Below are 12792 nucleotides of genomic sequence, written 5' to 3'. Positions count from 1 at the left end.
TAACTGTGCACCCGGTGCGGTCGGGCCGACCGGTGCCGCACGAAAAACACCAACATGTTACCCGCCGGTAGTTATCTGCGTGTCGGTGAGACACGCCGCCAGCGCGGTGCATCGATTCAGCAGCTCCTGGCGCAGGGCTGCGGCGCGGGTGGTGAGCGCCGACTGCTCGCGGACGTACTGTGCGCGTCCGGCGGCAGTCTCGATCGTGATGGGCGAGTAGCCGTATTCGCTCAGATCATACGGGCTGGCCCTCATGTCCAGTTCGCGTGCCGCCCGGGCGTGCCGGAAGCAGTCCAGGAGCAGGTCCGACTCGACCAGCGGGGACAGTTTGTAGCACCACTTGTACAGGTCCATGCCGGCGTGCAGGCAGCCGGGTTGTTCCCGGTCGATCTGGGTCTGCCGGGTCAGGGTCTCGGCGTTGCGCGGGGCCGCCTCGGGGGTGAAGAACCGGAACGCGTCGTAATGGGTGCAGCGCAACTGCAATGATTCCACCACCGCGTCGGTGCCGTCGTGCCCGAGCCGCAGCGGCACCGCGTTGTGCCGCACCCCGGCGTCGTCCGTGCGGTACACCATCGCCCACTCGTGCAGCCCGAAGCAGCCGAGCTGCGGCGGCCGGGACGCGGTGGCCGCGAGCAGATCCCGCACGAACTCGACCGTGCCGAGCCGGTCGAGCGCCGCGCGCCGGGACACCGTGACCCCGGGCTGCCCGTCGACGACGACGCGTTCGTAGGCGGGATGGTCGCGGTACTCGCGGGTGGCGTCGCCGAGCAGCACCACCCCGAAACCGGGATGCCAACGCCGCAGCTGGTTGGGCCGGTGGTTGTAGTAGGTGAACAGGAAGTCGTGCACCGGATGGGCCTGCCGGGCCGCGCGCCGGCGCAGGTGCCCGGCGAGCAGCTCGTCGGCGGCGGCGCGGTGCCGGTCGCGGCGGGCGGTCCAGTCGGGTTCGGACCGCACCGCCGCGGCCGTGCCGGGGGTTCCGGTGCGGGTGTGGGGGGTCATCGGCGGCTCACGGAGTGCGGTTCCCCGGGGCGGGGTCGGCGATGCGGTGGGTGGCGTCGCGCACGGTTCCGACGAATTCCTCGACGAGGTCCTCGAGGGCGACGATGCCGACGACGGTGCCGGTGGCGTCGACCACCCCGCCCAGGTGGGAGCTGGTGCGGCGCAGCAGCGCGAGGGCGTCGTCGAGTGCGCTGGTGAGCGCGACCTGCGGCAGTTCCCGCACCTCCGCGGGCGGGATCACCGTGTCGGGTCCGGCGTTCTCGTCGCGCACCAGCTCCAGCACGTCCTTGATGTGCAGGTAGCCGGTGACCTTCCCGGTCGGGTCGAGGGTCGGGTAGCGGGAGAAGCCGGTGTCGATGACGGCCTGTTCGAGCACCCCGAGGGTGGTGCCGCCGGCGGTGATCGGCACGGTCCGTACCCGGTCGATGGGGATCATCACCTCGGTGACGGTGCGGCCGCTGGTTTCCAGGGCCTGGGTGAGGCGGCGGTGTTCCTCCTCGTCGAGCAGCCCTTCGGAGCGGGATTCGCCGATCATCTCCGACAGTTCGATGGCGGTGACGGTGACCTCGAGTTCGTCCTTCGGTTCGACCCGCATCAGCCGCAGGGACAGGTTGGCGCACAGGTTGTAGAACGCGATGAGCGGCTTGGCCAGGCGCATGAACAGCAGGTGCACCGGGACGAGGAGCATCGCGGTGCGTTCCGGTCCGGCGATCGCGATGTTCTTGGGCACCATCTCGCCGAGCAGGATGTGCAGGATCACCACGAGCGCGAGCGCGACGGTGAACGCGAGGGGATGCAGCAGCGAGTCCGGCAGGCCGGCCGCGTGCAGCGGCGCCTCGATCAGGTGCGCGATCGCCGGTTCGCCGACGCGGCCGAGCAGGATCGAGCAGATGGTGATGCCCAGCTGGGATCCGGCGAGCATCAGCGACAGGTGTTCCCCGGCGTCGATGACGGTCGCGGCGCGTTTCTTGCCCTGGGCGACGAGCGATTCGAGCCGGTCGCGGCGGGCGGTGATGAGCGCGAATTCGGCGCCGACGAAGAAGGCGTTGCCGGCGAGGAGCACCACGGTGAGCAGGACACCGAGCAGGTCGTTCATCGCTGCTCTCCGTTCGTGTGCGCGACCGGGTCGGTGTGGTCCGCGGCGCCACCGTCGGTGTCGTGCGTCTCGGGGGCCGCGTCGGGGTCGGTGTCCGCGGGGACCGGGGTCAGCAGGATCCGGTCGATGCGGTGTCCGTCCATCGCCAGGATCCTGGCGAGCCAGCGTTCGGTGTGGTCGCCGGGACGCGCCGGGAGCAGCATCTCGTCGCCGGTGTCGGGGATGCGGCCGAGTTCGTCGAGGATCAGGCCGCCGATGGTTTCGTAGTCGCCGTCGGGGGCGTGGTAGCCGGTGAGGCCGGCGATCTCGTCGATGCGCAGCAGCCCGGAGCAGGACCAGCCGTCGTCGAGTTGCCGGGCGTCGGGTTCGGGTTCGTCGTGTTCGTCGCGGACGTCGCCGACGATCTCCTCGATGAGGTCCTCCATGGTGATGATGCCGGCGGTGCCGCCGTATTCGTCGACGACGAGCGCGACCTGCATGCCGTCGGCGCGGACGCGTTCCATCACCTCGTCGCCGTCGAGGGTCGACGGCACGATCGGCACCTGCCGGGCGAGGGTGCGCAGCGGGGTGTGGGCGCGGCGCGGACCCGGAACGGTGAAGGCGTGTTTGACGTGCACGACCCCGAGGGTGGCGTCGAGGTCGCCGTCGACGACGGGGAACCGCGAGTAGCCGGTGCGGTCGGACAGGTCGATCAGGTCCAGCACGGTGTCGTGCTGGTCGAGGCATTCGATGGTCACCCGCGGGGTCATCAGGTCCTCGGCGGTGCGGTCGCCGAACCGTAGGGAGCGGTCGACGAGCAACGCGGTGCGTTCGTCCAGGGCACCGCTTTCCGCGGAGGCGCGGACCAGGGAGCCGAGTTCCTGCGGGGACCGCGCCGAGCGCAGTTCCTCGGCGGGTTCGATGCCGAGCCGCCGCACCACCCAGTTCGCGGAGCCGTTCAGGCCGTGGATGGCCCACTTGAATACGAGCGAGAACGCGACCTGCAGTCCCGCGGTGGCGCGGGCGGTGCCGAGCGGGTGGGCGATGGCCAGGTTCTTCGGCACCAACTCCCCGAAGATCATCGAGAAGGAGGTGGCGAGGATCAGGGCGAGGGCGAGGGAGATGCCGGAGGCGGTGGATTCGCTCAGGCCCACGGCCTGCAACAGCGGGTTCAGGAACCGCGCCAGCACCGGTTCGGCGAGGTAGCCGGTGATCAGGGTGGTGATGGTGATGCCCAGCTGGGCGCCGGACAGCTGGAACGAGAGGGTGCGGTGGGCGTGCTGCACCTGGCGGGCGCGGCGGTCACCGTCCCGGGCGTGGGCGTCGACGGTGCTGCGTTCGAGCGCGGTCAGGGAGAATTCGGCGGCCACGAACAGGGCCGTGCCGACGGTCAGCGCAACGAAGCCGACCAGGGAAAGTATGGACAGCAGAACGGACATCAGGGCCGCTCCTGCCGGGTTTCGGTTCCGCCGGGTCTGTCACCCGGCTCGCTAGAGGAGCCCTCCGAACCGGCGGAATCGGAGTCCGCGTCGGCCGTGACGACCGGGGATAGTGCCGTGCTGGTGATAGTGGGTGCCGTGGGCACCTGGTTCCTCTCGTCGGGCTCGGCCGCGCGGTCGCCGCGCGCCGAGCGTGGTCGGATGGGGCACCATTCTACTGGGCGATGTCCGGATCGGTCGCGTCGTGCGGGTGCGCGGCGGTGTCGGGGGTGTGGTGCGCCTGGTCGCGGGACAGGGCGACGGTGGTGGCGAGCATGACGACGACGGACGCGACGACCAGCGCCAGGCCGGGGCCGTCGACCCGCAGCCGTTCCCCGAGCACGGTCATGCCGAGGAACGCCGCGGCGAGGGGTTCGCCGATGGTCAGGGCGGGCAGGGATGCGCCGAGCGCCCCGGCCTGGAAGGCGAGTTGCTGCAGGTAGCCGCCGGTGAGACCGGCGGTGACCAGCGCCCAGGTCTGCCAGGAGCCGGCGACCGTGCCGAGGCCGTGTTCGAACAGGTCGGTGACGTGTTTGGTGAACACGACGGCGACGCCGAAGAGGATGCCGCCGGCCGACCCGAGAAGCAGCGCCCGGGTGGGGGCGCCGACCGGGAGCGCGGCGGCGCCGACGGTCGCGGCCGCGACCGCCAGGACCGTGCCGAGCGGCAGCGCCCAGTGCCGGGCGGCCGCGTCGAGCGCGCCTTCGGTGGGGTTGCCGACGACGAGGAACACCGCCAGGGACACGCACAGGGCGGCGGCGAGCAGCCAGGTGCTGCGGCCGATGCGGCGGCCGCCGGCGAGCGCGGACATCGGCAGCGCGAACAGCAGCGAGGTCACGAGCAGGGGTTGGACGAGCAGGATCGCGCCGAGCGCCAGCGCGGCGACCTGCAGCAGGTAGCCGCCGCCGTCGCCGAGGATGCCGGCCCACCAGCGGGGGCTGCGCAGCAGCCCGCCCAGCAGGGACCGGTCGCCGGGGACGGCGGCGGCGGAGCGCTGCTGGGCGACGCTGGCGGCGGCGAACAGCACCGCGGCGGCGAGGGCGCACGCCGCCGAGGCCGCCGCGGTGCCGGTCATGTGCGGGTCAGGCGTCGACTTCGCTGCGGTCGCCGCTCCAGAGGGTGTGGAACTTGCCGGGCCGGTCGGTGCGCTCGTAGGTGTGGGCACCGAAGAAGTCGCGCTGGCCCTGGGTGAGGGCGGCGGGCAGGCGTTCGGCGCGCAGGCCGTCGTAGTAGGACAGGGACGAGGCGAACGCCGGGATCGGGATGCCGAGCTGGGTGGCGGTGACCACGACGCGGCGCCAGCTGTCGATGCCCGCCTCGATGGCGTCCCGGAAGTAGGGGGCCAGGATCAGGCTGGGCAGGGCCGGGTCGGCGTCGTAGGCCTCCTTGATGCGGTTGAGGAACTGGGCGCGGATGATGCAGCCGCCGCGCCAGATGGTGGCCAGTGCCGCGCGGTCGACGTTCCAGCCGTATTCGGCGCTGCCGGCGGCGATCTGGTCGAAGCCCTGGGCGTAGGCGACGATCTTCGAGGCGTACAGGGCGGCGCGGATGTCCTCGGTGAACTGCGCGGCGTCGGTGGGGGCGGCGCCGAGGGTGCCGGCGGCCAGGCCGCGGGCGGCGGCCCGCTGGTCGCGGGAGCCGGACAGGGCGCGGGCGAAGACGGCCTCGGCGATGCCGGTGACCGGGACGCCGAGGTCGAGGGCGGCCTTGACGGTCCAGCGTCCGGTGCCCTTCTGTTCGGCGGCGTCGACGATGACGTCGACGAGGGGTTTGCCGGTGGCGGCGTCGGTCTGGCGGAGCACGTCGGCGGTGATCTCGATGAGGTAGGACTCGAGGGTGCCGGTGTTCCAGTCGGCGAAGACGTCGGCGATCTGTCCGGCGTCGTAGCCGAGCGCGTCGCGCAGCAGGTGGTAGGCCTCGCCGATGAGCTGCATGTCGGCGTATTCGATGCCGTTGTGGACCATCTTGACGAAGTGTCCGGCGCCGTCGGGGCCGATGTGGGTGCAGCAGGGGGTGCCGTCGACCTGGGCGGCGATCTTCTCGAGCAGCGGGCCGACGGCGGCATAGGATTCGGCGGGGCCGCCGGGCATGATGGACGGGCCGTTGAGGGCTCCTTCCTCGCCGCCGGAGATGCCGGCGCCGACGAAGTGCAGGCCGCGGGCGCGCAGTTCGGCTTCGCGGCGGATGGTGTCGGTGTAGAGGGCGTTGCCGCCGTCGATGATGATGTCGCCGGGTTCCATGGCGTCCGCGAGCTCGCCGATGACCGCGTCGGTGGCGTCGCCGGCCTTGACCATGATCAGGACGCGTCGGGGCTTCTCCAGCGCGGTGACGAACTCCTCGACGGTCTCGGTGCGCACGAAGTCGCCGTCGCCGCCGTGCTCGGCGAGCAGCGCGTCGGTCTTGGCGATGCTGCGGTTGTGCAGGGCGACGGTGTACCCGTTGCGGGCGAAGTTGCGGGCGATGTTCGATCCCATGACGGCCAGGCCGGTGACGCCGATCTGGGCGCGGGGCGTTGCGGGGGTTGCGGAGTCTTCGACGGTCATGGATACAGCTTCCCCTGTCACCTGCCGGTGCGGAGATCGGGGTCGCGCGTTTCCGAATGTGACCTACGTCACTATCGGCGGGGGGGTCACCAGGAACGCAGCAGGCGTTCGACCTCGACGAGCCAGGGCACCGCGACCGCGAGGGTGGGGATCACGAGGATCGCGGCGGCGGCGATGTAGGCGACGGCGGCGGTGCGGGTGTCGCCGCCCGGTCCGGCGAGCCGCTGGACGCGCAGCAGCGTGGAGGGACCGCCGACGGCCATCGCGCCGTTCGGGGTGCGGGATTCGGCGCAGGTGACGAGGGCGCGGGCCAGCGGGACGGGCCCGGTGGCGCGGACGGCCGAGTCGTCGGCGAGCATCTCGATGAGCAGCTGCACCGAGCCGAGCGCCGAGCCGGAACGCACCCAGCGGGGGAACGCCTCGTAGACGGCGGTGAAGGCCTCGAGGACGAGGTCGTGCCGGGCCCGCAGGTGGGAGTGCTCGTGGCTGAGCACGGCGCGCAGTTCGGTGTCGTCGAGGTGATCGAGGGTGCCTTCGCTGAGCACCACCCGGTGCCGCAACCCGGGCAGGCAGTAGGCGATGGGGTCGGCGCTGTCGAGGATGCGCACGTGCGGGAGCTGGCGGATCGCGGCGCCGCTTTCGCGGCGGTCGAGCAGGTCGACGAGGGTGCGGTGCCGGGAGCGGCGGCGGCGGGTGCGCACCGCCACCCGCAGCGTGGAGTACATCAGCCGGGCGCCGATGAGCACGGTCGCGGTGAACACGAGCACGTAGGTGAGCCACAGCGGCAGCCCGAGCACGTCGATCTCGCGGAGCGGTTCGGTGGTGGGCCGCCCGTCCTCGCCGGGGACGAGTAGCAGCGCCGCGATGGCGAGGCCGGAGCTGAACGCGGACAGGACCGCGGCGAGCGCGACCGCCTGCCACAGCACCAGGGCGGCGCGGGGCGTGCGGTACGGCCAGGTCGCTCTGCTCAGCAGCGCCGGGACGGGGCCGGCGAGGAACAGCGCGAGGATGCCGAAGACCAGCGCGGTGGTCGCGTTCATGGCATCCAGTGTGTCAGCTCGTGCGGCCGTCGTGCTCGGGGGTCGTGGACGTGTCGGCTTCCTTGGCTTCGAGGGCGGCCAGCGCTTCGCGCAGAGCTGCGGCTTCGTCGGCGCCGACGCGGCCGACGAAGTGGACGAGTGCGGCGGTGCGGCCGCGGCTGTCGGCTTGGTCGAGGGCGTCGACCATGAGTCCGGCGACGAGTTCTTCCCGGCCGTGCACCGGCAGGTAGCGGTGGGCACGGTCGTCGCGCTGCTGGATGACCAGATTCTTCTTCGCGAGTCGTTGCAGGACGGTCATGACCGTGGTGTACGCGAGGGACCGTCGACTGGACAGGGCCTCGTGGACCTGCCGCACCGTCTGGGGTTCGGTGGAAGCCCAGAGGTGGTCCATCACTGCTCGCTCGAGTTCGCCGAGTGCTGCCATGCAACGATTCTACGGACTCTCTCCGACGCTGTGCGTACTACCCCTAGTCGTAGGGTCTTTGGTCCTGGTCGCCCGGCGTGTCGCGGCCCTTCACCCCGGGCCGGTCCGCGCCGCCGACGGTGCCGTAGACGTGCCGCGCGCCGATCGGCACGATCAACGGCCGCCCGGACACCGGGTCGTCGATGACGGCGGCGTCGAGGCCGAACACCTCGCGCAGCAACTCGACGGAGATCACCTCGGCGGGGGCGCCGGCGGCGACGATGCGCCCGGCCTTCATCACGACGAGGTGATCGCTGTAGCGCACCGCGAGGTTCAGATCGTGCAGCACCATCACCACGGTGCGGCCCAGTTCGCTGTGCAGCCGGTCGACGAGGTCGAGCACCTCCACCGAGTGCGCGAGGTCGAGGTAGGTGGTGGGTTCGTCCAGCAGCAGGATGTCGGTGCCCTGCGCCAGCGCCATCGAGATCCAGGCGCGTTGCCGCTGCCCGCCGGACAGTTCGTCGACGGGCCGGTCGGCGAGGTCGGCGATGCCGGTCTGTTCCAGCGCGACCCCGACCTCCTGCTCGTCGTCGGAGGACCACTGCCGCAGCCAGGACTGGTGCGGGTGCCGGCCGCGGGAGACCAGGTCGGCGACGGTCAGGCCCTCGGGGGCGACGGGGGCCTGCGGCAGCATGCCGAGCACCCGGGCGACCTCGCGGGTGCGCATCGAGGTGATGACCTGGCCGTCGAGCAGCACGCTGCCGGCGCGGGGCCGCAGCAACCGGCTCAGCGCCCGCAGCAGCGTGGACTTGCCGCAGCCGTTGGGACCGATGACGGTGGTGACGACGCCGGTGGGCACGATCAGGTCGAGATCGTCGACGATGAGCCGGTCGCCGTAGCCGAGGGACAGGTGCTCGGCGATGAGCCGCGGGTCGGCGGTGGCCGCCGCGCCGGGGTCGGTCGGGGCGAACGTCGTGGTGTCGGTCACGCGGAAACCTTCCGGTTGGAGCGCACGAGGAGGTAGAGCAGGAACGGGCCGCCGAGGGCGGAGGTGACCAGCCCGACGGGCAGGGCGACCGGCAGGACGGTGCGGGCGATGATGTCGGAGCCGACGACGAGCACCGCCCCGGTGAGGGCCGAGGCGACGATCGGGGGGCCGTCGGCGCGCACGAGACGCACCGCGAGCTGGGGGGCGGCCAGGGCGACGAAGCCGATGGGTCCGGCCGCGGCGGTGGCGATACCGGCCAGGCCGCACGCGGCGGCGAGCAGCAGGCCCTGCTGGGTCTGCAGCCGGATGCCGAGGGAGCGGGCGGTGTCGTCGCCGAGGCGCAGGGCAGCGACGGTGAACCCGGCGATCAGCGTCCAGGTGCCGATCACCGCCAGGGCGATGCCGGCCGGCACCACCTGGCTCCAGGCGGCGCCGTTGAGGGAGCCGGTGAGCCAGACCTGGGCGCGGGCGACGTCGTTGATGTCGGCGGAGACGAGCATCCAGTTGGTCAGCGCGATGAGCATGGCGTTGGCGCCGATGCCGATGAGCACCAGCCGGAAGCCCTCGACGCCGTTGCGCCAGGCCAGCAGGTAGATCACGAACGCGGTGAGCAGGCCGCCGAGCAGCGCGGCCAGCGGCAGGCCCAGACCGGCGAGGAGCCCGACGATCGAGCCGCCGCCGGTCACCACGATCAGGGCGACGGCCGCGGCGCCGGCACCGGCGGTGATGCCGAGGATGTCGGGGCTGGCCAGCGGGTTGCGCGAGAGCGACTGGGTGATCGCGCCGGCCACCGCGAGGGCCGCGCCGACGACGACGGCGCCGATGCCGCGGGGCAGCCGCAGATCCAGCACGATGAACCGGTCCAGGCGTGCGCCGCCGCCGGCGAGCACGTCGAGCACCTGCGGCACCGACAGCGGGTAGTCGCCGCGGCCGAGGCTCACGCACAGCAGCAGGAAGGCGGCGACGGCGAGCGCCGCACACACCAGCAGGTGCCGGCCGCGCCACACCAGCGACACGGGACCGATCCGCAGGGCCGGGCGGGACGGGATCGCGGCGGAGACCTGCACCAGGCGGCGGGGGCGCCGCTCCGGGGCCTCCAGGGTGGTCGAGTCGGTCACAGGGACACCAGCTTCCGTCGGCGGACCAGGGCGATGAAGAACGGTGCGCCGATCAGGGCGAGCACGATACCGACCTGCAGCTCGCCGGGGCGCACGACGATACGGCCGATCACGTCGGCGAGCAGCAGCAGGATTCCGCCGAGCAGGCCCGCGTAGGGCACCAGCCAGCGGTAATCGGGTCCGGTGATGGCGCGGGCGATGTGCGGGACGATCAGCCCGATGAACGCGATCGGGCCGCACGCGGCGGTGGCGGCGCCGGTGAGCAGGGTGATCGCGACGATGCCGACGGTGCGGCTGACCGCGACGTTGGTGCCGAGCGAGCGGGCCACGTCCTCGCCGAGGCCGAGCACGTTGAGGCCGGGGGTACTCGCGAGGGCGATGACCACGCCGGCGGCCAGGAACGGCAGCACCTGCCACAGCACGTCGGTGCCGCGGCCGGCGACCGAGCCGACCACCCAGAAGCGGAACCCGTCGAGGGTGGTCTGGTCGAGCAGCACCACCGTGTTGGTCATGGCCTGCAGGAAGAACGCGACGGCGGCCCCGGCCAGCGCCAGGCTCAGCGGGCTGGCCTTGCCGCCGCCGATGGACGCGAACCCGAAGACGGTGACCGCGGCGAGCAGGGCGCCGGCGAACGCGAACCACAGGTACTGCGACGGGGTGGTCATCCCGAACAGGTAGATCGAGAGCACCACGAGGAACGCGGCGCCGGCGTTGATGCCGAGCAGGCCGGGGTCGGCGAGCGGGTTGCGGGTGTGCCCCTGGATGAGGGCACCGGCGATGCCGAGGGCGATCCCGACGACCAGACCGAGCACGGTGCGGGGGATGCGCAGGCTGTGCACGATCAGGTCGGTCTCGGAGCCGTCGTTGACGGTCAGCGCGTGCAGGACCTCGGCGAAGGTCATCGGGCGGGCGCCGATGGAGATGCTGGCCAGCAACACGAAACCGAGCAGCACGATCAGCGCGGCCAGACCGAGCAGGCGGCGGCGCCGCAGCCCGGCGACGCTGCTGTCCGGGGGGAGCGGGGCGAAGCCGTCGGCGGCGGCGATCTTGTCGGTGACCACCTCGGTGTCGCGGCGCAGCAGCGCGCGCCGGGTGCCGACCGGGGCGCCGGTGGCGGCGTCGCGGGTGACCAGGCCGGTCCACTGCTTGCCGAGGCTGCTGCCGGTGTGGCCCTCGCGGCGGCCGTTGTTCCACAGCCAGAATCCGGCGGCGGCGGCGACGGCGGCGAACCCGAAGACGATGCGGTCGGTCTGGCCGCCGCCGTTCGCGTCGGCGAGGGTGTCGACGAGCAGCGCGCCGATCACCAGCGGCACGGCGAGCAGGGCGGCGTCGAGCGCGGTGGCGGTCACGCGCCGCGCGGGGCTCGCCGGGGGGCCCGGATCGGGCAGGACCGGTGAGTCTCCCGGGTGTCGGATCGTGGTCACGGGCGGGGTGCTCCTCGGGATCGGTGCCTGCCGGGGACGCGGACGAGGTCCGCGGAGAGACGTACGGAGAGTTAGGTTACGGAATCCTATCTATCCCGTCTCCTGGGGAGTTGCGCAACCACCCCACACATGCCAAGGTTAGGCTCACCTAATCAAGCCGTGGGGTATGGAACCGCGGTGCTGCTTGCCGATCAGGAGGTGTGTGGGTGTCGACTCTGCTGCTGACCCGTCCCGAGGTCCCGGAAATCTGTGCGGTCCCGGGGTCCGCGTTCGACGACACGCGCACCCGGCTGCGCGCGCTGGCGCCGGACGCCCCCCGCGTCTACGCCGTCGCCCGCGTCGACGAGGAACCCCGCCGCCGTTGGTGGCGCCTGGCCGGCGAGGACCGGGCCCAGCGTGTCGACCTGCTCTACCGCCGCGTGCTCGACGACGTCGAGGATCCGCGCATCGCCGTCGAGCAGGTCGCCGGGGCGCTGATCCACGTGGTCGTCGGGCGGGTGCTGGCACCGGTCGTCCTCGACGGGCGCGCCTGGGATCCCGGCCTGGAGAACCTGTGGATCCACCAGGACAGCGACGGCGGCATCGACTGGGCCGGCGTCGCCGACGACACCCTGCGGGTGCTGCCCGGCGATCCCGCCGAGGGCACCCGCGGCGTGGTGGTGCTGCCGTGCGAACAGGCCCTCGCGATCTGGACGGCGCACCGCGCCGTGACCGCCCTGTCCACGGTGCACCGGACCCTGCAGGGCTGCGCGCCGCTCGACGGCGCCCGGTTCTGGGCGCTGGTCGGCCGGGCGGTCGTCACCGGCGCCGCGCAGCTGCCGATGCTCGCCGCGTCGTCGCGGCGGGTCTCCGCGCGCCGCGGCCAGCAGCTGCTCGACGCGTTCGTTTCCGCAGGGTTTCCCGTCCGAGGCCTTGCCTGATTAGGGCAGCCTTCCCTACAATCATCGTCGTCACCTACTGTCGGACCGCGCCGGAGTCCTGAGGGCTGCAGAGACTCCCGGTCCTTCCCACGGCGGGCCCCGCATCACCGCGGGGCCCGCCGGATCCTTTTCCGGGCCCGCACCGCCCGCGCGTCCCGGCGGCGGCGCGCCCCGGCGGGCGCCTACCATCCGACAGGACAGGGCGGTAACGCCCGGACAGCCGAGACGACGGAGACTTCATGACCAAGCAACTCAGCCCCGATCCCGCCGCCACCACCGACGCCAACAACGTCGGCTTCGGTACCGCGCTCGGGCTCGAATTCGTCGAAACCGGCCCGGATCGGGTGGTGGCGCGCTGGACGGTGACCCCGAGCCACCACCAGCCCTACGGCATCGTGCACGGCGGGGTGTACTGCGCGGTCATCGAAACGGTCGCGAGCATCGCCGGTGCCCTGTGGTTCGGCGACCGCGGCAACGTCGTCGGTGTCAACAACAACACCGACTTCCTGCGCGCCACCCGCGAGGGCGTGCTCACCGCGACCGGCACCCCGCTGCAGCGTGGCCGCACCCAGCAGCTGTGGCAGGTCGCGATCACCGACGAGCAGGACCGCACGGTCGCGCACGGGCAGGTGCGCCTGGCCAACATCACCGACGCCGACCGCATCGGCCACTAGAGCTATCGGCCACTAGAACTACGGTCCGCCGGCTCGGGCACCCGGTGCCGCCGCGATCAGGTCCGCGGCCGTGACACCGGGAACGTACTGCATCGTGATCCACAAACGCCCGTGCTCGCGCCCGCGG

At 72.3% G+C, this 12792-nt stretch carries 12 protein-coding genes; 2 read left to right on the top strand and 10 right to left on the bottom strand.

The window, feature by feature from the left end:
- Nucleotides 1–57 precede the first annotated feature (57 nt).
- The 10 genes from ACWDUD_RS22760 to ACWDUD_RS22715 all read right to left on the bottom strand — a co-directional run bounded on the left by ACWDUD_RS22760 (nucleotide 58) and on the right by ACWDUD_RS22715 (nucleotide 11071).
- Nucleotides 58–1002: a 3-methyladenine DNA glycosylase gene (locus ACWDUD_RS22760; protein WP_450110758.1), complete on the bottom strand. Its 945-nt coding sequence runs from the start codon at nucleotides 1000–1002 to the stop codon at nucleotides 58–60.
- Nucleotides 1003–1009: 7 nt separating this feature from the next.
- On the bottom strand, nucleotides 1010–2098 hold the full coding sequence (locus ACWDUD_RS22755) for a hemolysin family protein (RefSeq protein WP_450110757.1): 1089 nt from the start codon (nucleotides 2096–2098) through the stop codon (nucleotides 1010–1012).
- The gene (locus tag ACWDUD_RS22750; protein ID WP_450110756.1) at nucleotides 2095–3516 is read right to left on the bottom strand and encodes a hemolysin family protein; all 1422 of its coding nucleotides are present in this window, start codon (nucleotides 3514–3516) and stop codon (nucleotides 2095–2097) included. Before ACWDUD_RS22750 ends, ACWDUD_RS22755 begins: the two co-directional genes overlap by 4 nt.
- 214 nt (nucleotides 3517–3730) lie before the next feature.
- Nucleotides 3731–4630 carry a DMT family transporter gene (locus ACWDUD_RS22745; protein WP_450110755.1) on the bottom strand — a complete coding sequence of 300 codons (900 nt, stop codon included), beginning with the start codon at nucleotides 4628–4630 and terminating at the stop codon, nucleotides 3731–3733.
- 7 nt (nucleotides 4631–4637) lie between these two features.
- Nucleotides 4638–6098 (bottom strand): NADP-dependent phosphogluconate dehydrogenase, encoded by a 1461-nt coding sequence (gene gndA / locus ACWDUD_RS22740; protein ID WP_197252636.1) that lies wholly within the window; start codon nucleotides 6096–6098, stop codon nucleotides 4638–4640.
- Nucleotides 6099–6184: 86 nt separating this feature from the next.
- Nucleotides 6185–7138, bottom strand: a complete 954-nt coding sequence (locus ACWDUD_RS22735) for a M56 family metallopeptidase (RefSeq protein WP_197252635.1) — start codon at nucleotides 7136–7138, stop codon at nucleotides 6185–6187.
- Between the two features lie 13 nt (nucleotides 7139–7151).
- Nucleotides 7152–7562: a BlaI/MecI/CopY family transcriptional regulator gene (locus ACWDUD_RS22730; protein ID WP_197252634.1), complete on the bottom strand. Its 411-nt coding sequence runs from the start codon at nucleotides 7560–7562 to the stop codon at nucleotides 7152–7154.
- 43 nt (nucleotides 7563–7605) lie between these two features.
- A complete protein-coding gene (locus tag ACWDUD_RS22725) occupies nucleotides 7606–8529 on the bottom strand; it encodes an ABC transporter ATP-binding protein (RefSeq protein ID WP_450110754.1) in 924 nt (307 codons plus the stop codon).
- Nucleotides 8526–9629 (bottom strand): FecCD family ABC transporter permease, encoded by a 1104-nt coding sequence (locus tag ACWDUD_RS22720; protein ID WP_450110787.1) that lies wholly within the window; start codon nucleotides 9627–9629, stop codon nucleotides 8526–8528. The genes ACWDUD_RS22725 and ACWDUD_RS22720 overlap by 4 nt, the downstream gene beginning before the upstream one ends.
- A 14-nt stretch (nucleotides 9630–9643) precedes the next feature.
- A complete protein-coding gene (locus tag ACWDUD_RS22715; protein ID WP_450110753.1) occupies nucleotides 9644–11071 on the bottom strand; it encodes a FecCD family ABC transporter permease in 1428 nt (475 codons plus the stop codon).
- Nucleotides 11072–11277: 206 nt separating this feature from the next.
- Here ACWDUD_RS22715 and ACWDUD_RS22710 point away from each other — a divergent pair, with 206 nt between their 5' ends.
- Nucleotides 11278–11991, top strand: a complete 714-nt coding sequence (locus ACWDUD_RS22710) for a hypothetical protein (RefSeq protein WP_450110752.1) — start codon at nucleotides 11278–11280, stop codon at nucleotides 11989–11991.
- A gap of 239 nt (nucleotides 11992–12230) precedes the next feature.
- Nucleotides 12231–12665 (top strand): PaaI family thioesterase, encoded by a 435-nt coding sequence (locus ACWDUD_RS22705; RefSeq protein ID WP_450110751.1) that lies wholly within the window; start codon nucleotides 12231–12233, stop codon nucleotides 12663–12665.
- Nucleotides 12666–12792: the final 127 nt, after the last annotated feature.

It is taken from the genome of Rhodococcus sp. NPDC003382, from assembly GCF_053589135.1.
The sequence above is the reverse complement of the archived record's forward strand: the minus strand, read 5'-3'. Positions and strand labels throughout refer to the sequence as shown.